The organism is Amycolatopsis sp. NPDC004772 (genome assembly GCF_053601215.1).
Genome location: NZ_JBSGBK010000069.1, coordinates 21339 through 41285 on the forward strand (window position 1 = coordinate 21339; position 19947 = coordinate 41285).

A 19947-nucleotide genomic window follows, 5' to 3' on the forward strand; every position below is an offset into this window, starting at 1 on the left:
TGATTCCGGACAGAACTCGCGTGATTGAAGGCGGAACTCGCGTACCTGGGTGGACGACACGGGGGTTAGGGGGTTACTCCGGTGAAGAGGTCGGTTTCTGGGGTTGGGGCGGGGGCGGGGTGGGCCAGGTGGTAGTCCTCGTGGGGCCAGGCTTGGCGTTCGATTTCTCTTGAGTGGGCGAAAAACGGGTGGGCTGGGTCTACTTGGGTTTTGTGGGCGAGGAGGGCTTGGTCTCGCGTCGCGAAGTAGGCCTCGCAGCGGATTTTGGTGGTCACCGGGAATTTGTCGGGTGGGAGCTCGCTGAGGACCTCGGACATGGACGACTCGAGGCCGGCGGCCAGGGTGGCGTCGTGGATGGCCTGGAACCAGGCGCGGCTCAGGGTTGCCTGGTAGTACAGCTTTTGGGGACGCCATGCCGCGCCCGCGCCGGGATAGCGGGCGGGGTCGGCGGCCGCGGTGAAGGCTTCGAGCGTCACCTCGTGGGTGCGGATGTGGTCCGGGTGCGGGTAACCGCCCGTTTCGTCGTACGTGATCACCACGTGGGGGCGGAACTCGCGGATCAGGGCCACCAGCGGCGCCGCCGCCTCGGACAGCGGCAGGGCCGCGAAGCAGCCTTCGGGCAACGGCTCGCCGGGGCCGGGCAGGCCCGAATCCACCATGCCCAGGAAGCGCTGGCGGACGCCCAGGATCTCGGCGGCCGCGGCCATCTCCCGACGGCGGATCGCCGGGAGGTCCGCCCACGTCTCGGCCGTGTCGAGGGCTGGGTTCAGGACGTCGCCGCGTTCGCCGCCCGTGCAGGTGGCGACCAGGACGTCTACGCCTTCGGCCGCGTAGCGGGCCAAAGTGGCCGCGCCCTTGCTGGACTCGTCGTCGGGATGAGCGTGGACGCTCAGGAGGCGGAGAGTCATCGGGTGCTCCTTCGAGGGAAGAACGGGGCCGGGATCAAGGTCAGGGCCGAGAGCGCGAGTGCCCACGTGAAGGTGGTAGCGAAGGCTGACGGGGTTGGGGCGGGGGTGGCTGTCAGCTCGTGGTGGAGGATTGCCGCCAGCAGGGCCGTGCCGAGTGAGCCGCCGATGCGGTTGATTACGTTGAAGGCGCTCGCCGCCCGGGGGATCTGGGACCGCTGCAGGGAGCCGTAGAGGGTTGTCATGCCGGGGGTTGTTGCCGCGCCCAGGCCGGCTCCGCGGATCAACAGGGACGCCATCAGCAGGGCGCTGTCGGGGGCCGTGGTGAGGCGGGTGAAGGCCAGCGTTCCCAGGAGGGACAAGGCTAGTCCGGCCAGCATCATGCGGCGGGGGCCGAAGCGGGACAGCAAGCGGCCGCCGGCCAGCAGTGCCGCTGCTGAGCCGAGGGCCTGGGGTGCCAGGAGGAGCCCGGCCCGCAGCGCGCTCGCGTGCTCGACCTGCTCGTAGTACAGCGGGAGCAGCAGCATCGAGCTGTACAGCGATGCTCCCAGCAGGAACGTGCTCACGCTCGCCACCGCGAACCCCCTGTTCCGGAACAACGCCAGGTCCAGCACCGGTGACGCCGCCCGGGATGCGTGGATGCCGTACGCCAGCAGCAGAGCGGCTCCGGACATCCAGGCCACAACCACTCCCTCGGCCAAGCCGTAGACGAACGCTCCGAGACCGGGCGACAGCAACGCGATGCCGCGGATGTCCAGCGGGGCGTGCGGGCCGCCAGGGGGCGGGGCCGGGAGGAGGCGGCGGGCGCAGAGGAACGTGGCCGCTCCCAGCGGGACGATGGCGAAGAACATCCAGCGCCAGCCGAAGTCCGCCACCAGGGCGCCGCCGAGCATCGGGCCCAGGACCGGGGCCACCGTTGCCGGGAGGGTGATCACGCCGATCATCCGGCCCAGGGCCGGACCCGCCGCCTGGGCGAACACCGCCTGCCCGACCGGCTGCATCAGCCCGCCGCCCAGGCCGTGGAGCACCCGGAAGGCCACCAGCGCCGGCGCGGACCAGGCGAAGCCGCACAGCAGCGTGCCCGCGGTGAAGATCGCCACCGCCGCCAGCCAGACCGCGCGGCCGCCGAAGCGGTCGGTCAGCCAGCCGGACAGCGGGATGGCCATCGAGGCCGCGAGCAGGTACGCGCTCGCCACCCACTGCACCGTGGTCAGCGGGCTGCCCAGGTCACGGGCGATCGAGCCGATCCCGACCGTCACGATCGTCGCGTCGAGGATCGACAGCACCGCGCCCATGATCAGGACTCCGCCCAGCCGCCACAGCGCCGCATCGGGCCGTACCGCCGTTGTCATGCTCACCCCCGGTTGATTGGGTCGGACCTCAGATTAGGTCGGACCTACTCAGTGGGTCAAGCACAAACTTGGGTTCGACCCAGTAGAGTGACGCCATGAGCGAGGGACTCCGCGACCGGAAGAAGCACGAGACCAGGAAGACCATCTCCGACGTGGCCACGCGCCTGTTCATCCTCAACGGTTTCGAGGACGTGACGATCGCGGACATCGCCGCCGAGGCGCGGGTCGCCAAGATGACCGTGACGAACCACTTCCCGCGCAAGGAAGACCTGGTCTTCGACATCCGCGCCGACTTCGCGTCCTGGCCCGCCGCCCTGATCCGCGACAGCGTCTTCCACGACACGCGCGAGCTCTACTTCGAAGCGCTGGGCGCCGAACACGCCCTGGTCGGCTTCTCCGGCCCCGGCTTCGTGCGGATGATCAAGGACAGCCCGATCCTGACGAACGCGCTGCACGAGATGCACCGCGAGCGCGAGACGGCGCTCGCCGACCTGCTCGTCCGGCGCCACCCCGAGGAAGAGCTCGAGCCGACGCTCGCCGCGGCGCACCTCGCCACGGTCCTGCGCGTGCTCTTCCAGGAGGTCTTCGACCGGACCCTCGAGAACGAAAAGGCGATCGTCGGCGAGCTCTGGCCCATCGCGGAACAGGCCTTCGACCGGCTGGAACCGGCCTACGGCGGCTACTAGCGAGCGGCGCCGGCCGGCCGCGAAGACCGCAGCTCCGGCTCGGGCGCACCCCGGACCTTCAGCACGCGCAGCTCGCGCACGGCCAGGGCCTCCGACGGCGCCAGCAGCGCGGAGAACCGCCGCACGACCAGGGCCGTCAGCACCGCCAGCCCGGCCGCGGACAGGTCGGTCAGCGCGACCAGGACGACGCTGTCGGCCATCGACTGCACGTCGTCGCGAAAGCGCCAGCCGATCGACACGCCGAGCAGGATCCAGTTCAGCAGCCAGGCGCCCCACCAGCCGAGCACCTGGCGGGACGGCTTCGGCCGGGCGTCCCGCGAGCGGCCCAGCACCGCGTGTTCCAGTTCGCCGACGACCGACAGCGCCAGCGGCAGGTTCGCCACCGGGACGAGGACGCCGACCAGCACCTGCCACACCGGCCGCGGCGGGGCGTCACCCGACACGTCCGCCGCCGCCTGGCGGGCGACCAGCAGCCACCAGAGCGACAGCCCGGCGGGCAGCAGCGCGAGGATCGAGGCGAGCAGGCCGGCGGTGAGCACGAAGCCGTCGGAGAACGCCACCACCGAGCGGGACAGCGCGGATTCGCGGCCCTGGACGAGCAGCACGTACCGCCAGATTTCCGCACTCGCGGCGGCCACGGCGAGCACCGCGAACGCGAACAGGACGACGACCAGGCTGCGGCTGAGCACCGGCACCCGGTCGATCGGACGGGTCTCGTCGGAGGCCGTGCCGGGCACCGTCGTCGGGCGCCGCCAGACCAGGTTCGGGAACCCCCAGCGCGGCGGGACCGGGTACGACGGCGGGCCGAGGTACGGCTCGGGCGCGACGACGCGGCGGCGTGGCCACGCTCCGGGCGGCGGGGTCGCCACCCAGCGCAGCTTCGGCCGGTGCGCCGGACGGCGGTGGTAGGGGTACGGCTCCGGCTGGGCGGCCAGCGTCCGGCCCTGCAGCTGCTGGGCGGACGGCGGCGGCGCCTGACGCGGCCAATACCCGTGCGGGTACGGCTGCCCGGCGGGAGGCTGCCCCGGGTGCAAGGTTAGATCACTTCGGGTTCGATGCCGGGGTGCTCGCCGACCATCGGACGGCCTTCGCGCTGCCACGCACCCATGCCGCCGGCGACGTTCACCGCGTCCCAGCCGCTCTGGTTCAGCCAGGCCGCCGCCCGCGCGGACCGGCCGCCGCTGCGGCAGATCACGTGGATCGGCTGGTCGTCGGGCAGATCGGCCAGTTCACCGACGCGGGCGGGCAGCTCCCCCATCGGGATGTGCACCGCGCCGGGCGCGTGCCCGGCGGCCCACTCGTCGTCTTCGCGGACGTCGAGCAGCACGAGGCCGTCTTGGGGCAGATCGCGGACCTCGGCGGTCGGCAGTTCAGCAGGGCTCACCACGATTCCCATGCTGCCATGCGCAGGCGTTGCCCGCGCGTGAGGTCAGCGCATCACTTGCGGTGCCGGCCGCGCCCGGTGACCCGGGCCTTCTCCTCGGCCTGGCCGAACCGGGCGACGGCCCGGTCGCGCATGAAGCCGAGCGGGTCCGGCGCGTGCAGCCGCAGCATGATGTCGTGGACGTGCTCCGGGCGGCCGTAGCCGGTGACGCGGCTGACCAGGTACGTCGTCACGAAGGCGACCGGGACGGTGATCAGCGCGGGCTGGTTGACGAACCAGGGCGCCCAGCCGCCGGTGTAGCCGCTCACGACGTTGACCACCAGCGCGGCCAGCACCAGGCCGCCGCCGACGAACATCCCGGCCAGCGCGCCCGGCCAGGACAGCTTGCGCCACCAGATGCCCAGCACCAGCAGCGGGCTGAAGGTCGACGCGGCGAGCGCGAACGTCAGCCCGATCGACAGCGAGATGTCCTCCGGTCGCAGCACGACCGCCAGCGCGATCGGGCACAGCGCGACCAGCGCGGCCGCCACCCGGAAGTCCCGCACCCGGCCGGGCAGCAGGTCGGTCGACACGACCCCGGCGACGCTCACCAGCAGCCCGGACGTGCTCGACAGGAACGCCGAGAAGGCGCCGGCCGCGGTGACCGCGCCGAGGATCTGGCCACCGACGCCCGGCAGGATCGCCGAGGGCAGCTGCAAGATCGCCGCGTCCGCCTGGCCGGTCACCAGCAGTTCCGGGACGTACATCCGCGACAGCGCGCCCAGCAGCGTCGGGAACAGGTAGAACAGGCCCAGCAGCAGCAGGACGTGCACGGTCGTGCGGCGCGCGGCCTTGCCGTCGGGGTTGGTGTAGAAGCGGACCAGCACGTGCGGCAGGCCCATGGTGCCGAGGAAGGTCGCGAACATCAGCGAGTACGTCTGGAGCAGGTCGGTGAGGCTGCCCGAGGCCGGGTGCAGCCAGTCCGCGTTGTCCGCGCTCGCGTCGCTGACCACCGGGACCGGGGTGCCGGCCATGAACTTCAGCTTGGTGCCCTCGGAAACCGTGTGCGGCGCCAGCGGTGTCCAGTGCGTCGGCCCGGCGGCCGGGCCGTTGTCGGTGCGGCCGTAGGCGTAGAGGTAGGTGTCCGAGGTGACGTGCAGGGTGACGTCGGTCTGCACGTCGACGGTGGTGTCGCTGACGAACACCGGCGGGGCGGGCGCGCCGAGCGGGCGGAACCCGTCCGGGCTGCCGCCGGTGAAGAACACCATGCAGAGCACGAACGCAGGCACCGAGATGGCGAATAGCTTGATCCAGTACTGCAGCGCCTGCACCACGGTGATCGCCCGCATGCCGCCGGAGATCACGTTGAACGCCACGAGGACCATCACCGCGATGGCGCCCGACCACACCGGCACCGGGAGGATCGTCGCCAGCGTCAGCCCGGCGCCCTGCAGCTGCGGGACCATGTAGAGGACGCCGATGAACACGACGAACGCCGTGGAGAACCGGCGCAGGCCCTGCGAACCGAGCCGCATTTCGACGAAGTCGGGCAGTGTGTAGGCCCCGGAGCGACGCAGCGGCGCGGCCACGAACAGCATCAGCGCCAGGTACCCCGCGGTGAACCCGATCGGGAACCACAACGCGTCGGCGCCGTCCTTCAGCACGATTCCGGCGATGCCGAGGAACGAAGCCGCGGAGAGGTACTCGCCGGAGATCGCGGCGGCGTTGCGGCGGGACCGCACGGTGCGCCGCGCGACCAGGAAGTCGTGCGTGCTCGTCGCCGACCGCGAGGAGCGGTGACCGAGGTAGGGCGTCACCACGGCGACCAGCACGATGCCGGTCAAGGCCCACGGGTTCAACTGCACGGGAGGAATCCTCGCACGAGTGAGTGCGAAACTAGTTTTCGATCATGTCCACGAACGCGCGTTCGTTGCGTTCGGCGAGCCGGTTGTACCAGATTCCGACGCCGAACAGGAATGGGAACGGCAGCACGCCGAGAATCAGCCAGGCCACCGGGATGCCGAGCAGGCTGGCCTGCGAGAACCCGGGCACCAGGTAGAACAGCACGGGCAGCGAGCCGAAGACGCCGACGACGAGCAGGGCGAGCAGCAGGGCCGTCCGCAGCTGCACCTTCACCAGGTGATCGCGGACGAGCAGCTTCCCCCAGCTCGTCTGCTCCTCCAGCTCGACGCGGGCGCGCAGGGTGCCGGCGCCGCGGCGCGGGTCGTTGAGGATCACCCGCTCGCGCTTGGGTTTCGCATGGTGTTCCGGCTTCGGCGGCGGCTCGTTCTCCGGCGCCGGCGGCAGGGACTCGACGACGGCCCGGTCGGCCGGCTGCGGCAGCGGCCGCTGCCGGGCGCGCCTGCCGAGGGTCGGATCCGGTTCGCGGACGCCGTTCGCGCGGCGCTCGTAGAAGTCGTCGGTCATGGCCGGTCCTCAGGCTCAGCCGTTCCGGCCCGAACCGACCAGCCGGTCCTTCAGCGCGCGGGTGTGCCGCCGGCTCACCGGCAGCACTTTCTCCTCGTTGCCGATGACGACCTGGTAGCCGCCCTGGCCCATGCGCAGCTCGGTGATCAGCGGCAGGGCGACCAGGAACGACCGGTGGATGCGGACGAACCCGGCCTTCTCCCAGCGCTCTTCGAGCTGGGCCAGCGGGATGCGGACCAGGTGGCTGCCTTCGGTGGTGAACAGCCGTGCGTAGTCGCCCTGCGCCTCGACCCAGCGGACCGAGGAACGCGGGATGAGCTTGGTGGTGCCGGCCAGCTCGACCGGGATGACCTCGTCGTCGTTCTTGACCGGCTCGCCGCCCAGCGCACCGGGCGGGGGCGCCGCGGCGGCGGCCAGCTTGTCCAGCACGCGCGTGATCGCGCGGTCGAGGCGATCCTGCTGGTACGGCTTGAGCACGTAGTCGAGGGCGCCGAGGTCGAAGGCGTTGACCGCTTCCTCGGCGTGCCCGGTGACGAACACCAGCGCGGGCGAGGGCCGCAGCGCGGCGAACACGCGCGACATCTCCATGCCGGACAGCCCGGGCATGTCGATGTCGGCGAAGACGGCGTCGACGATCGGCAGGCCGCGGTCCTTGCGTTCGCGTAGCCTCGGGTCGTCGGTGGACAGCAACCGCAGCGCCTCGGAGGCGTCGATCGCCGGGAACACCTTCGCCACGTGCGGGCTGTTGCGCAGGCAGTGGACGAGTTCGTCAAGACCGTTCGGCTCGTCGTCCACGGCCAGGACCACGAGTTTCCGGGTGTCATCGTGAGCACTCACAGTGAAACGCATCCTGCCCATTGCCGAGTGCAATGTCCAGCCCCCGTCCGCCTGATGTGAGAGGGCCCGCGGCCGGGGCCGCGGGCCCTTCCTCTCAATGCACGAAGGTGAACCAGTTCAGGTTCACGAAATCCGCGGGCTGGCCGCTGGTGAACGTCACGTAGACGTTGTGCACGCCGGTCACCGAGCTGATGTTCGCCGGGACGGTCCGCCAGCTCTGCCAGCCGCCGGTGTTGCCCACCGCGAAGCTGCCGATGGGCGCGTTGGACCGGCTGTCGAGCCGCACCTCGACGAGCCCGCTGACGCCGGACGCCGCGCCGGACGCGACGCGGGCCTGGAAGTTCGTCGCCGCGCTGCTCCCGAAGTCGACGTTCGGGTAGAGGACCCAGTCGCCGTTGGCCACCGCGCCGATGTTCTGCCCGCCGCCGGTGTCCGTGGTGGTCTCGGTGAGCACGCCGGACTGCTGGCCGAACGACTCGGCCTGGATGGTGCTATAAGCGCTGCTCCCGCCGCTGGGCGGGGTCGTCGTGGTCGGCGGGGTCGTCGTGCCGCCCCCGCCGCCGCGGGTGGTCACCGTGACGTAGTCGACGACCATCGGGCGGCCGGGCACGATCCCCGGTCCCGGCGTGGTCGTGCCGGAGTTGTTGTTCGGGAACGCGCCGCCGATCGCGACGTTCAGCAACACGAAGTAGCCCTGGTGGGTGGTCATGTTCGCCCACGTCGTCGCGTCGAGCTGGTTCTGGCTCACGGAGTGGAACTGCTGCCCGTCGACGAACCAGCGCAGGACCTGCGGGCTGGTGCTCGCGTCCCATTCGAAGCGGTAGGTGTGGAAGGCCGACTGGCAGCTGCTGCCGGGGCAGGCCCGGTTGTTCGGCAGGCCGGTGGTCTCGTTGCACGGGCCGCCCGGGTTGACGCCGCAGTGCAGGACGCCCCAGACGGAGTTGATCCCGTTGACGTTCTCCATGATGTCGAACTCGCCGATGGCGGGCCAGTTCCAGTAGTTGCCGCGGTACGGGCCGCCGAGGGCCCAGAAGGCGGGCCAGTAGCCGAGCGCGGCCGCGCCGGTGACGTTCGGCATCTGGATCCGGCTTTCGATCCGCATTACGCCGCCGGCCGGGGGCTTGAAGTCGGTGCGCTGGGTTTCGATGCGGGCCGACGTCCAGGTGCCCGAGCCGTCGCGCAGCGGCGTGATGCGGAGGTTGCCGGCGCCGTCCTGGGAGAGGTTGCTGGTGCTGGCCGTGTAGTTCTGGATCTCGCCGGTGCCCCAGTTGCCGGGGCCGCCCGGGTAGCCGTGGCCGGTGTCGATGAGCCAGTTCGCGCTGCTGGGGAGGGTTCCGGAGCCGCCGGTGAAGTCGTCGGCGAAGACGGTGGTCCAGCCCGATTCGGGCGGCGGGATGGACGCGGCGGCGGGAAGGGTGAGCGGGACGGTGATGAGTGCGGCGCCGAGCACCGCGCCGAGAGCGAGTCTGCGGGAGTGGGGCATCGGGTACGACCTCCTTGTCGACCGGATTTGTTGCCGTTCACAACAAAGCCCGTCGACAAGGAGACCTGACGACTTGCGGTGGTTCCAGAGGCGTTACCAGGGTTAGGTGATCTGGGTCACAAAGTCTGCCCGGAAATACCCGAATCGGACATCGGACTAGTCGGTCTGCTTGGCTTCGCCCCCTGGCAAAGAGCCTCCCAGCCCTTTGCCGCTTCAGTGGTCACGAAGCGCGCTTCCCAGCCACCGGGACGCGCCGGAGGCGCGACACGATCGCCACGTTTGGCCGGCATCGATCAGGCGTCCACAGGTCCCGGCACCGGACCGAAGTCTTCGTCGATCGGGCCGGTGAGCTTGCCACTGAGTCTCGGGTCGGCGTGAATAGCAGCGGTGCTGCGCCATTCGGTGATCGTCTGCGCCAGAACCGACCACTGCCCCAGCTCCGCGGAAGCCTGGAAGGCGCGTGCGAAGTCCCGGACGAACTGAGCCTGCTCAGCCTCTGGCAGGACGTCCACCCACGGAAACTCATCGAGGAGCGCGCTCGCCGCGACGTCATGCGGCAAATGAGCCAGCACGTTGCGCAGCGCCCGCGCCGCCACGATGGAACCTTCCGAAGCCGAACTCGCCCGATCTTCCCTCGTCAGCAATAGGGCAGCGCCGTCGCGGCGACGAACCCGGACGTCGCCCTCATCGGCAAGGGCAACGACACTCTTGGGGTCGCGCTGCAACTCGCTCCACTGCACCTCGGTGGTGACCATGCGCCAGTTCTGAACTTTTTCAGAAGTTTTGGCAAGTTGCCCCTCAGAGGCCGAAGCGGGACCAGGCGGCCTTCTGGGTCACCGCGTCCAGGACCGCCGACGCGGCCGCCGGTGCGCCGATGCCCAGGCGGGCGAGGAGGGGCTTCTTCGGCTCGGCCACCGAGATCTCGGCGTCCGGGTAGCGCTCGGTGATGACCTGGCGGAGGCTGCCGAGGCCGTCGGCCAGGCCGAGCTCGACCGCCTTCGCGCCGAGCCAGACGTCGCCGGTGAACAGGTCCTCCGCGTCCGTCAGGCGGTCGCCGCGGCGTTCCTTGACCCAGTTCACGAACAGCTCGTGGAGCTGGGTGTGCATCTTCTTCAGCCACTCGACGTCTTCGGGCTTCTCGGGCGAGAACGGGTCGAGCCGCGACTTGTTCGCGCCCGCCGTGTGCAGCCTGCGCTCGATCCCGAAGCGCTCCAGCAGCCCCGTGAAGCCGAAGCCGCCGCTGATCACGCCGATCGAGCCGACCATCGACGTGCGGTGGGCGTAGATCTCGTCCGCCGCGCAGGCCAGCCAGTAGCCGCCCGAGGCGGCGACGTCCTCACAGAACGCCAGGACCGGCACGTTCTTCTCGTCGGCCAGCTGGCGGATCCGCTCGGCGACCAGCCCCGACTGCGTCGGCGCGCCGCCCGGGGAGTTCACCAGCAGCGCCACCGCCTTCAATCGCTCGTGGCCGAACGCCCTGGTCAGGGCCGATTCGACGGCGGCGAGGTTGATCGCGCCCCTGGCCAGCGGGGACGGCGACGGCGTGATCACGCCGTGCAGCTTCACCACGGCCACGACGTCCTTGCGCTCGACCCGGTCGGCGAGCACCGGGATCCGCGAAGCCAGTTTGTCCGTAACGCTCATGCAGCCAGGCTAGCCGGATTCAGCCCATGGGGAGGATGCCCGAGCGGGTGCCGTTGACGCCGTTCACCTCGGCGCCGTTGACCTGGGCGGGGCCGCCCTGGGCGGGGACGTCGGCCTCGGCGTCCGAGCTGTAGTCCGGCATGTTCGGGCGGACGCCCGGGACGAACTTCGGCACCCGGAGCGTCACCTTCATGCCGGCGCCGGGCGCGGTCTCGACCATCACCGCGTAGTCGCTGCCGAACACCTGCTGCATGCGCTGGTTGATGTTGCCGAGCCCGACGTGCGCGCCGGTGCGGTGGGCGCTCTTGAGGTCGTTGAGCCGCCGCGGGTCCATGCCGATGCCGTCGTCTTCGACGCTGATCAGCGCCTCGGTGCCGTAGTCCTGCGCGATCACCGTGACGCAGCCGCCGCTGGGCTTGCTGGCCAGCCCGTGCTTGACCGCGTTCTCCACCAGCGGCTGGATGATCAGGAACGGCACGACGACGCTGAGCACCTCGGGCGCGATCTTCATCCGCACCTCGAGCCGGCCGCCGAAGCGGGCGTTCTCGATGGTCAGGTAGCGGTCGATGTTGCGCAGCTCCTCGGCGAGCGAGGTGAACATGCCCGACGTCCGGAACGAGTAGCGCGTGAAGTCGGCGAAGTCCTGAAGCAGCTCTCGCGCCTCTTCGGGGTCCGTGCGGATCAGCGCGGAGATCGTGTTCAGCGCGTTGTAGACGAAGTGCGGCGAGATCTGCGCCCGCAGCGCCTTGATCTCGGCCTGCTGGAGCTGGTGCTTCGACTCGTCGAGCCGGGCCAGCTCGAACTGGGTGCAGACGAACTGGGCGACGGCGTCGGCCATCTGCACCAGCCGGCCGCGGGTCCGGCCGACGACGATCAGCGCCGCCTCCGTCTCGCCCTCCACCAGCAGCGGCACGATGACCGCGGTCTTCATCCGGCAGGTGCCGCGGTGGTTGCACGGCATCCGGTCGTGCGCGACGACCTCGCGGCGGTGCTTGCGGATCGCCGCCCCGATCGCCTCGACCAGGTCGACGTAGTGCTCGTTCGCCTCGCCGTCCCAGGACAGGAGCGTGCCTTCGCTGTCGGTGATGCCGACGGCGACGCAGTCGAGCATCTGCAGCAGCTGGGTGGTGATCTTGTCGGCGGCGTCCTCGTCCAGGCCGGAGCGCAGGTTCGGCGCCGCCTTCGACATCCGGTGCACCGCCTGCAGCATGGCGTCCTCGACCTCGCTGCCCGGTTTGCGCAGTTTCACGACCAGGACGATCACGGCGACGCCGAGCAGCGCCACAAGACCCCACGGGACGATCTGCGCAAGCGGGAACCCGGACACGGCGTCCATGCTCTGCGCTCGAACGACCGGGTGCAAGGCCTGATCCCACTTTCTGTCCAACTGCGCTGACCGAGGGTGGAGAAGACCCTACCGAGCGTCCGGAAGCCGCTACTTCAGCAGCCTGGACATCCGCCGGTCGGCGAGCGGCTTGCCGCCGGTCTGGCAGGTCGGGCAGTACTGGAACGACTTGTCGGCGAAGGATATTTCGCGGATCGTGTCGCCGCAGACGGGGCACGGCAGCCCGGTGCGCGCGTGGACCCGCAGCCCCGACCGCTTCTCGCCCTTCAGCCGGGCCGCCTTCTGCCCCACCGACCGCTCGACGGCGTCGGTCTCGATCTCGCGGATCGCCTCGGCGAGGGTTTCCAGCGCGCCCTCGCCGAGCTTGCCGATCGTGGCGTACGGCGAGAGCTTCGCGCGGTGCATGATCTCGTCGGAGTAGGCGTTGCCGATCCCGGCGAGCAGCGACTGGTCGGTGAGCGCCCACTTCAGCCGGGTGTTCTTGCCGGCGAACAGTTCACGCAGCTGGGCGGCGTCGACGGCGAGCGCATCCGGGCCCAGCCGCGCCACGCTTGCGATCTCCTGCGGGTCCTTCACGATCCACACCGCGAGGCCCTTCTTCGTGCCCGCTTCGGTGAGGTCGAAGCCCGGCCCGGTGGCGGACTCGAGGTGCACGCGCAGCGAGATCGGGCCCTTGCCCGGCTTCAGCGGCGCCGCGGCGAGGCCGTCGGACCAGCGCAACCAGCCCGCGCGGGCCAGGTGGACGACCAGGTGCAGGTCGCCGGCCACGACGTCGAGGTGCTTGCCGTGCCGGGTCGCGCCGGTGATCTCGCGGCCGTGCAGCTCGGTCCACGGCGGTGTCGCCGTCTTGAGCACGCTCAGCGATGCGACATCGATGCGGAAGATCGTCCGGCCCACGGCGTTCTCGCGCAGGTGGTGAGCCAGTGCTTCGACCTCGGGTAGCTCGGGCATGGCTCCAGTGTCCTACTCGACCGGGTGAAGCGGCCCGTCGAAGTCCGGCAGCGAGTGCCGCTGGATGGTCTTGGAGATCTTCTTGACCTCGCCCTGCACGGTGAACATGCCGCGGATGGTGCCGACCCAGCGCTCGGACGGCCGGTCCCCCGTCACGTCGCCCTCGGTCTCCGCGACCACGGTCCACGGGCGGCGCAGGATCCACCGCAGCGGGAAGAACAGCACCACGAGCAGCAGCGCCAAGAGCACCCACGCGGGCACGTTGACCTGGTCGGGCGTCCACACGATGAGGATCACCGCCAGCAGCGCGGTGACGACGATCATCGCGATCCCGGGCCCGTAGCTGCCCGCCACGTCGTGCTCGAAGTCGTCGGCGGTCGCCGGTGCGCGCCATTCCATCTGGGCACGGACCACCCAGTCGCGGCCGTCTTCGCCGCGTACCAGCCGGTTCATTCAGTTGCCTCCCGGGGCGCCCGCAGGGTGAGCGTCCTCAACGTTACCGTGCCGCGGCGCGCCCGCGCGAGGGAGGAATCGGACATCTCGCCCGCCGGAGGAGATCACCGCTGATCAAGAACCCGACGGCGGGGCCGCGGTCGCGTCCGCCGGTTCGCCCGACCCGGTGACGGACGACGCGCTGCCCGGGCACGGCTTCTCCGATGTCGGTGTCACGGTCGTCGACGGTTCGGGCGGTGTCGTTCCGGTCTCATCGTCCTTCGGCGCCGGCTTCTCCGCCTCGTCCGACGACGGGACCGGCTTGCCGGGCCGGCCGGTCGGCGACAGCTCGGGCCCCTTGGCGTCCTCCGGCACGGGCTCGTCGGTGGACTCGGTCGTGATCGTCATCTCCGGCCTCGACGTGTCCAGCCGCGGCGAGGTCGGCGGCGGCTGGTCGGACGCCAGGTACGTCGTCGACGTGAGGTCTTCGCGCGGGGCCGGCTGCGCACCGGCACCGCCCACTTCGGAGACCGGGACGTCCCCGGCCACCGGCACCTGCGGGACTTCGTTCGCGGCGACCTGGCGCTCCCCGCCCCGCGACCGGGCCGGGACCGCGGCCCCGGTGCCGCGCCCGTTCAGCACGCCGATGCCGATCCGCGGCTCCGGCGGCGCCTGGGGTGGCGGCTGGTGGTGGGTCTCCGACGGCGGCACCACGACGAGCTCGGGCGCCCCGCCGGACAACCCGACGTCCTGGACCGGCCCGGACCCGAACAGCACCGGCCCGGCCGCGACGCCCACGGCACCCACCGCGGCGGTCGACGCCAGCGCCAGCCCGATCTTCACCTTCGACCCGACCAGCACGCCCTTGACCGTCGCGCCCAGCCCGGCCAGCACCCCGCTGCCGCCCAGCGAAGCGGCGGCCGGCACCAGCAGCACCAGCACGCCGGCGTGCGCCCGCAGCGACGAACAGACGTCCCGGAGCTCGTCCTGCGTCGCCCGGCACGACGCGCAGCCGTGCAGGTGCGCCTTGATCCGCTCGGCCTCGGCACCGGTGACGCTGCCCGCGGTGAACCCGCCGAGCTTTTCGACGACCGCCCGGCACGAATCCGGCCCGCGGCTCACCGAGAGGTGCGCCTGCAGGTACGCCGCGCGCAGCCCCTGCCGGGCCCGGCGGGCCAGCGCGGCGGTCGCGTTCGCGCTCAACCCGAAGTGGGGAGCGACCATCGCGGGCTGCTCGCCCTCGACCTCGGTCTGCCACAACACCGTCCGCCACCGCTCCGGCAAGCTGGTGAACGCCGTCGTGATCAGCGAATGCTCGGCCGTGCGGGCGTGCGTGTCCGCACCCGCCCCGGCGCGGAAGGTCAGCTCGTCGTCGGACACCGGGACGTCCCGGCGGGCACCGTGCCACTCCCACGACACCCGGCGGGCGACGGTCAGGAGGTAGGCGCGGACGTAGTCACGGGGACCGGCGCCCCGGCGGAGGGCCTGCAGCACGCGGAAGAACGTCTCCGCGGTGATGTCCTCGGCCTCGGACCGATCGGCCGCCAGGCTCTGCGCGAGCCGGCGGACCGCGGCGGCGTGCAGCTCGAACAGCTCCCCGAACGCGGCGTCCTCGCCGTTGCGGAGCCGTTGCAGCAGTGCCTGCTCGTCGGATTCCGAGGCCGCTGGTGGCGGCACCGTGCCCAGCTCGGTCATCCGGCCCGGCACCTCCTCCCCGAAGGTCTCCCCATTCGGTCGAATGGAGACACCATACGGAGCGAATCAGCCGTCGTCACCCCTTGTACGCCAGCTGTGACACCGAAGCACCGGTCCGGGAACGGGGGGACCCGGTGACAACCCCCTCACACGGAGGGTATAGAGTTCTTCCCATCAGCAAGGCAGTGCGGATGTAGCGCAGCTGGTAGCGCATCACCTTGCCAAGGTGAGGGTCGCGGGTTCGAATCCCGTCATCCGCTCAGGAACAAGGGGCCGTGCGTCCGGGAAACCGGACCGCGGCCCCTTGTTCATTTCACCCGGACGGGCCGAGCTCCCGGGCCTTCGTCAGGCCGCAGGGGGGCTGCCGCGGGTTCAGAGCTCGTAGGTGTCGAGGATCGTGGGGGCCACCGGCGTCAGGTGGGGGTCTTCGCGCTCGGTTACCTGGCCCCGGGCCATCCGGTAGACGCGGAAGTTGTTGTCGTTCTCCGTGTCCTGGTCGTCCCAGGTGAAGAGCAGGCCGTACGAACCCGGGGCCAATTCGCCCGCTCGGGTGAAGAGCGTCAGCAGTTCGGCGGCTTGGGCGCCGTGCTTGTCGAACCCTCCGAAGTGGAGCATCGGGATGCCCGCGCTCCAGCGGAGGTCGACCAGGTCGAACTCGGCCGCGTCGCGGATCGCGCGGTGCACGCGGTCGACCAGGCGCTCCAGGAGCGCCGCGTCGTCGTCGCCGCTCGCGGTCGCCTGGATGGTCACCCAGCCGTGATATTCGAACACCCGCAGAACGGTAGCAAGGCTCAGCGGGCCAGCGCCGACGGCTTCCCGTCACGGCGCAGCACGTTCGACAGCACCCCTTCGCCCAGCCGCTCGAACGCCGGCACCAGCTTCTCGCCGAACACGCACAGCGTCCGCTCCCACGGGTGGCCGAGCGTGCCGTACGAGAAGTCCGAGGCCAGGAACAGGTGGTAGTCCGCGCGCGGGAACACCGGCACCGGCCACCGGGCGCTCCCGGACATCAGGTGCGGGCGGACGCGGTAGGACTGGTGCTGCCAGTGCAGCGCCCACATCCAGTCGTCCGGGCCGCAGACCTCGCGGAACGCGGCCAGCGCGATCGTGGCGACCTGGTGCTCCTCGACCGCGTACGGGCCCAGCCGGAACTCCGCCGAGGCGCGGTCCAGGTTCCCGGGCGAAAGGTCCCACGTCCGCGACGGCGCCGGCTCGCGGAAGCCCGGCCAGGCGTGCGCGTAGGTGCTCGGCCAGAACGCCAGCTTGTCGTACACCCAGTACCAGGCGGGCTCGTCGACGACGCGGGAGACGGCTTCCCAGGCAGCATTCACTTGAGACCTCGAGTCGGCCAGGCGCGGAAGAACACGCGAAAGCTTCGTGTTCGGCCTCCGGTTTGTCCAGTCCCGGCCGGTCCGCCGCGAGGTGTGTCACTCATCCGGGTGGGTTCGGCCAATTGGTCACGACGGGGGAGGCGCCGGGACGACTCCCGGCGCCTCCCCGGGTCAGGCCGCGTCCCAGAGGGTGAGGAACGCCGAGGCCTCGCTGCGGGCCCACGGCCGCATCCGGGCCCGGTCGCGCGCCGACAGCTGGTACTCCTTCCCGCGGCGGACGTCGATCACCAGCGCCTCGCCGCCGGGGAGGATGTCCGGCATCGCCTCCTCCAGCACCCACAGCGCGAGCTGCGCCGACGCCTTCGCCAGTGGCTCCTCCTTGAAGTAGAGCCAGGTCGCGTACCGGCGGCCGTCGCTCTTGCGCAACCCCATCTGCGGGCTGACGCCGATCTCCAGCTCCCCGATCCGGCACCGGCCGCGCCCGACCTCGACCAGCTTCGGCGACTTGCGGCCGAGGTACTGCAGCCAGCCCTCGGCGATCGCCGCGTAGTGCGGCTTCGTCCGCTCGTCGGCGGCGTTGACGAGGGCGCGCAGTGCCACCTCGTCCTGGTTGGCCGCCCGGCCGGAGCGGACCGCGTTGGCCGCCCGCCGGTAGTAGTTGAACGCCGCGCGCGCCGGATCTTCGTACTGGCGGCGCTGCCGCCGGACGAACGACGACCGCGACGGCCCGGAACTCGCGCTGTAGCCCACGAACGTGGACAGGGTGATGTAGGCCATGGCCCTGCCTTCCTCCATCACGCCACCCGCGGTCGCGGGCGGCATCTCCCCTGGACAACGCCAATTTTAGAACACATGTACGACAGTTTCCGGGTCCTGACGGGTGACGGCGGCACGTCCCGGTGCCCCCGCGGCGACGATTCGGGATCGTCCGCGCGGAGGACTCCCGAAACGGCGTCCCGTGCGCTACGTTGCCGATCAACCTCGAACAGCAACTTCTCAGGTCGGCCGCGCGTGCCAGACTGATGCCCCGAACGGTGGATGGGGGTCTACTCATGAGCTGGCAGGACGACCTGCGCCGGCTGGACGCGGACCTGGCGGCGGGGCGCATCGAGCCCGCCGCCCACCGCAAGCAGCGGGACGAGCTGCTCGCGCAGGCTTCCGGTTCGACGGTGGCCTCGCCCGTCCCGTCGCCCCTGCGCCGGCCCGCGACCGCGTGGCAGAGCAAGAACCCCGCGGCGCCGACGGAGGCCCTGCCGGCGCAACGGCAGGAACCGCCGTCGAACCCGCAGGGCTACCAGCCGTCCCGGCCGCAGGTCCGCCCGCCGCTGCCCGCGCCGCCGTGGCAGCGCACCGGGCCCGGCGTGCCCGCCGTCGCGGACCACCTGACCACGGCGCCGAGCCCGGCGGACATCAACCCGACGCGGTACCTGAGCGTCGAGGGCCCGCTGCCGGACCGGCCGCAGCTCAGCCGGTTCCCGCCGACGCACCCGCGCGGGGAGCAGGCACCGCCCCGGCCGGAGGCGCCGCCGCCGGACGAGGCGGGCAAGCACCGCTGGGACGAATCGGCCGGCCGCCGGCGTCCGGTCCGGCTCTTCCTCGCCCTCGGCGTGCTGCTGGTGCTGGCGATGATCGCCGGCGGGATCGCGTGGCTCGGTTCCGGTTCCGGCTCGGACCAGGCGGCCTCGCCGTCGAGCGCGCCGTCGTCCGGCTCCGACGCCGTCCGCACCCCGCCGCTGGACGAGCGGGTGCCGCAGATGCCGGGCAAGCAGAACCCGAACAACTCGACGATGTCCGTGGCCAAGGGCCTGGAGCTGGGGCTCTACCCGGCGTCGACGGCGGACCTGCTGAGCGCCAACGGGGCGGGCAAGGTGATCTACCGGGGCGCCGCCGACGGCGACGTCTCGTACCTGGTCCTGGTCGTGCCGACGGGCAGCCCGGCCAACGCGCAGGCCGTCGTCGAGAAGCTCTACCAGGACGCGCTGGCGGGCGGCTTCCGGTCGGTCCAGTCGGCGTTGCGCACGGTGTCGGGGAAGGATCGCGACACCTTCCTGAACACCACCTGGTACGGCTCCGGCAACAACGTCGTCAGCATCGGGATCGCCGAGCCGGACCGCGGGCAGGCCGGGCTGAGCAGCGAACTGGACAAGGCCGTGGACGCGCTCGAGGCGGTCCTCCCGGTCAGCTGACCCCGAACCGACCCTTCCGACCTCGGCGGGCCGGGCTGAGTGCACAATGATGCGGGAGCTGGCTGGGCTGGCAACGCTGACGAGAAGGGGGCCCGGTTTGTCCTGGCAGGAGCAACTACGCCAGTTGGACGAAGAGCTGGCCGCGGGTCAGATTTCGGCCGACGACTACCGGCTGCGGCGGGACAGCGTGCTGTCCGCGGCGGTCAACGTCGATCCCCAGGCGAGCCAGACCGGGTCCAGTGAGTCGGAGAGCACTCACATCATCGCCCCGGTGACGCCGCCTCCCGGCCAGCCGCAGGCCCCGGCCGCGCCGTCGGGCGACCAGACCCAGATCGTCAACACCTCCTTCGACGGCGAACGCACCCAGGCCGTCCCGCAGGGTCCCCCGCCGCAGGGCTGGGCGCCGGCCGGCCAGGGCGACGCCGAGCGCACGCAGGTCGTGCCGGGCGTGCCGCCGCAGGCCACCGCCGGCGGGTACCACCCGGGCGGCCACGGTTCGGGCGGGTTCCCGGCCCAGCAGCCGCAGTACGCGCCACCGCCGCACCTGTCCGGTCCCAACCAGCAGATGCCGTGGGCCGCGCCCGCGCAGAACACGAACACCCCGTGGGGCGGTTCGGACTTCCCCGCCGACACGAGCTGGGTCGGCCAGGGGCCGGAACCGTCGTTCGAGACGACCCCGGCCAAGGGCGGCAAGAAGATCATCGCGATCGTCGTCGCGGTCGTCGTGCTGGCCGGGCTCGGCGTCGGCGGCTACTTCCTCTTCTCCGGCAACGGCAACGAGCCGACGCCGCCGGCCGCGCAGTCGTCCACCGCGCCGCCGCCCCCGACCCAGAAGCCGAAGGACGACCTCGAGATCGCCAAGCTCCCCGGCGACGTCAAGGAGACCACCGACTTCGCGAAGTTCGACGACTTCGAGGCGCGCAAGGTCCTCACCGACGAGGAGAACGACGCCCTCTCCGCGGCGAACCCGACCACCGCGCGGATGTCGGTGTCGAACCTGCCCTCCGGCGTGACCGTCGTCGTGGTCACCGCGAAGACCTCCGGGGCGTCGGCCGCGGCCAACGCGGTCGAGAAGCTCGGGACGCTGCAGGCGAAGTACAAGCTCACGAAGTACACCGGCACGACGCCGCCGAACGTCGACGTCGTGCAGCTCGTCAAGGAAGACGGCAGCGCCCTGATCCGGGCCCACTACGTGCACAAGCAGACCGTGGTCCGCGTGCAGGTGAACGGGGCGGACATGGCCGGGGTCTCGCAGGCCTTCGACGAGATCCTCGCGAAGCAGCTGGCAGAGCTGCCCGCCAACGGCTGAC

At 71.2% G+C, this 19947-nt stretch carries 20 protein-coding genes and 1 tRNA gene; 4 read left to right on the top strand and 17 right to left on the bottom strand.

Going from position 1 to position 19947, the window contains the following annotated elements; genetic code table 11:
* Window positions 1-65: 65 nt before the first annotated feature.
* A complete protein-coding gene (mca, locus tag ACWEF6_RS31595; RefSeq protein WP_449686289.1) occupies window positions 66-908 on the bottom strand; it encodes a mycothiol conjugate amidase Mca in 843 nt (280 codons plus the stop codon).
* Window positions 905-2257, bottom strand: coding sequence for a DHA2 family efflux MFS transporter permease subunit (locus tag ACWEF6_RS31600; RefSeq protein WP_449686290.1), 1353 nt, complete (start codon window positions 2255-2257; stop codon window positions 905-907). The genes mca and ACWEF6_RS31600 overlap by 4 nt, the downstream gene beginning before the upstream one ends.
* Before the next feature lie 95 nt (window positions 2258-2352).
* Here ACWEF6_RS31600 and ACWEF6_RS31605 point away from each other — a divergent pair, with 95 nt between their 5' ends.
* Window positions 2353-2943 (top strand): TetR/AcrR family transcriptional regulator, encoded by a 591-nt coding sequence (locus ACWEF6_RS31605; RefSeq protein WP_449686291.1) that lies wholly within the window; start codon window positions 2353-2355, stop codon window positions 2941-2943.
* Here the strand turns inward: ACWEF6_RS31605 and ACWEF6_RS31610 are convergent.
* The 12 genes from ACWEF6_RS31610 to ACWEF6_RS31665 form a co-directional block, all read right to left on the bottom strand.
* Entirely contained in the window at window positions 2940-3977 is a 1038-nt protein-coding gene (locus tag ACWEF6_RS31610) for a DUF4328 domain-containing protein (RefSeq protein WP_449686292.1), read from the bottom strand. The two genes, ACWEF6_RS31605 and ACWEF6_RS31610, sit on opposite strands and share 4 nt — an antisense overlap.
* Window positions 3978-3979: 2 nt before the next feature.
* The gene (locus ACWEF6_RS31615) at window positions 3980-4339 is read right to left on the bottom strand and encodes a rhodanese-like domain-containing protein (protein ID WP_310968227.1); all 360 of its coding nucleotides are present in this window, start codon (window positions 4337-4339) and stop codon (window positions 3980-3982) included.
* Window positions 4340-4380: 41 nt separating this feature from the next.
* A complete protein-coding gene (locus ACWEF6_RS31620; protein ID WP_449686293.1) occupies window positions 4381-6171 on the bottom strand; it encodes a sodium/solute symporter in 1791 nt (596 codons plus the stop codon).
* A gap of 31 nt (window positions 6172-6202) precedes the next feature.
* Complete coding sequence (locus tag ACWEF6_RS31625) at window positions 6203-6733, bottom strand: hypothetical protein (RefSeq protein ID WP_449686294.1); 531 nt, start codon at window positions 6731-6733, stop codon at window positions 6203-6205.
* Window positions 6734-6748: 15 nt separating this feature from the next.
* Complete coding sequence (locus ACWEF6_RS31630) at window positions 6749-7582, bottom strand: LytR/AlgR family response regulator transcription factor (RefSeq protein ID WP_310968230.1); 834 nt, start codon at window positions 7580-7582, stop codon at window positions 6749-6751.
* Between the two features lie 82 nt (window positions 7583-7664).
* Window positions 7665-9053 carry a glycoside hydrolase family 16 protein gene (locus tag ACWEF6_RS31635; RefSeq protein WP_449686295.1) on the bottom strand — a complete coding sequence of 463 codons (1389 nt, stop codon included), beginning with the start codon at window positions 9051-9053 and terminating at the stop codon, window positions 7665-7667.
* Between the two features lie 293 nt (window positions 9054-9346).
* Window positions 9347-9808 carry a hypothetical protein gene (locus ACWEF6_RS31640; protein ID WP_449686296.1) on the bottom strand — a complete coding sequence of 154 codons (462 nt, stop codon included), beginning with the start codon at window positions 9806-9808 and terminating at the stop codon, window positions 9347-9349.
* 43 nt (window positions 9809-9851) lie between these two features.
* Complete coding sequence (locus ACWEF6_RS31645) at window positions 9852-10697, bottom strand: S49 family peptidase (protein ID WP_449686297.1); 846 nt, start codon at window positions 10695-10697, stop codon at window positions 9852-9854.
* A gap of 19 nt (window positions 10698-10716) precedes the next feature.
* Window positions 10717-12033, bottom strand: coding sequence for a histidine kinase (locus ACWEF6_RS31650; RefSeq protein WP_449686298.1), 1317 nt, complete (start codon window positions 12031-12033; stop codon window positions 10717-10719).
* Window positions 12034-12132: 99 nt separating this feature from the next.
* The gene (locus ACWEF6_RS31655; RefSeq protein ID WP_449674154.1) at window positions 12133-12993 is read right to left on the bottom strand and encodes an Fpg/Nei family DNA glycosylase; all 861 of its coding nucleotides are present in this window, start codon (window positions 12991-12993) and stop codon (window positions 12133-12135) included.
* Between the two features lie 12 nt (window positions 12994-13005).
* Complete coding sequence (locus ACWEF6_RS31660; RefSeq protein WP_086842855.1) at window positions 13006-13446, bottom strand: DUF983 domain-containing protein; 441 nt, start codon at window positions 13444-13446, stop codon at window positions 13006-13008.
* Between the two features lie 114 nt (window positions 13447-13560).
* The gene (locus tag ACWEF6_RS31665) at window positions 13561-15120 is read right to left on the bottom strand and encodes a sigma-70 family RNA polymerase sigma factor (RefSeq protein ID WP_449686299.1); all 1560 of its coding nucleotides are present in this window, start codon (window positions 15118-15120) and stop codon (window positions 13561-13563) included.
* A 187-nt stretch (window positions 15121-15307) separates the two neighbouring features.
* Here ACWEF6_RS31665 and ACWEF6_RS31670 point away from each other — a divergent pair.
* A tRNA-Gly gene (locus ACWEF6_RS31670) sits at window positions 15308-15380 on the top strand.
* A gap of 112 nt (window positions 15381-15492) precedes the next feature.
* Here the strand turns inward: ACWEF6_RS31670 and ACWEF6_RS31675 are convergent.
* The 3 genes from ACWEF6_RS31675 to ACWEF6_RS31685 all read right to left on the bottom strand — a co-directional run bounded on the left by ACWEF6_RS31675 (window position 15493) and on the right by ACWEF6_RS31685 (window position 17246).
* Window positions 15493-15891: an immunity 7 family protein gene (locus ACWEF6_RS31675; protein ID WP_449674158.1), complete on the bottom strand. Its 399-nt coding sequence runs from the start codon at window positions 15889-15891 to the stop codon at window positions 15493-15495.
* Window positions 15892-15911: 20 nt separating this feature from the next.
* Window positions 15912-16451: a DUF2716 domain-containing protein gene (locus tag ACWEF6_RS31680; RefSeq protein WP_449686300.1), complete on the bottom strand. Its 540-nt coding sequence runs from the start codon at window positions 16449-16451 to the stop codon at window positions 15912-15914.
* A gap of 171 nt (window positions 16452-16622) precedes the next feature.
* Window positions 16623-17246: a hypothetical protein gene (locus ACWEF6_RS31685; protein ID WP_449686301.1), complete on the bottom strand. Its 624-nt coding sequence runs from the start codon at window positions 17244-17246 to the stop codon at window positions 16623-16625.
* Window positions 17247-17503: 257 nt separating this feature from the next.
* Between ACWEF6_RS31685 and ACWEF6_RS31690 the strand changes: the two genes are divergently transcribed.
* Together ACWEF6_RS31690 and ACWEF6_RS31695 are read left to right on the top strand one after the other, a co-directional pair.
* Window positions 17504-18637: a hypothetical protein gene (locus ACWEF6_RS31690; RefSeq protein WP_449686302.1), complete on the top strand. Its 1134-nt coding sequence runs from the start codon at window positions 17504-17506 to the stop codon at window positions 18635-18637.
* A gap of 97 nt (window positions 18638-18734) precedes the next feature.
* Window positions 18735-19946 (top strand): hypothetical protein, encoded by a 1212-nt coding sequence (locus tag ACWEF6_RS31695; protein WP_449686303.1) that lies wholly within the window; start codon window positions 18735-18737, stop codon window positions 19944-19946.
* Window position 19947: the final 1 nt, after the last annotated feature.